Origin of the sequence: Vibrio sp. Vb2131, assembly GCF_033338535.1 — a bacterium.
GTDB lineage: Bacteria > Pseudomonadota > Gammaproteobacteria > Enterobacterales > Vibrionaceae > Vibrio > Vibrio alginolyticus.
In genome coordinates this window covers 1-532 of sequence record NZ_JAWOSW010000154.1, presented here as the reverse complement: position 1 = coordinate 532, position 532 = coordinate 1, and the positions used below count along the sequence as shown (strand labels likewise).

1 protein-coding gene is annotated in these 532 nt (G+C 42.9%); it reads left to right on the top strand.

The genetic code is table 11. The annotated features are described in order from the left end of the window. Window positions 1-201 precede the first annotated feature (201 nt). Window positions 202-532, top strand: a 331-nt coding sequence (locus R7E38_RS23330) for a hypothetical protein (RefSeq protein WP_318082224.1), incomplete at its 3' end; no start/stop codon positions are given.

Sequence of the window (532 nt, the reverse complement as noted above, 5' to 3'; positions counted from 1 at the left end):
TGAGAACACAAGTATGATACTTGAATTAATCATAAAAGCATGGGAGATTGCTTCCTTTATCTTCAACCAGTTTATGAGAGACTAGACTTCCTTGATAACATGCCGTACAGAGCTCACACCCATGACACACCCACTCCAACAGGGCTTTGCCTTCTAATGGTGCGACTCCCTGGGCTAAGTATATACGCCATAACAAACACCATGGCCAAAAGACACCTTGGAGAAGAAAGGGTTCATTTTTATCTTACAGCTTATAACCCATCCCAGAGGAACAGCAACTCAAAGCAGGAACCTGGAGACAGGAACCGATGCAGAGGCCATGGAGGAGTGCTTTACTTGCTTGGTGCCTATGACTTGCTTAGCTTTTTAAAACTTTTTTTTTTTGTGAATTTCACATCATGCACACCAATCCCAATAATTTCCCTGTCCCTCCATATCCACCCTCTGCTGCTGCACCTCCCCTCTAAAAGAAAACAAAATAAAATAAGACCAAAAAAAAATCTCCATGTGGAAGCTGCAGTGTGTCACACAG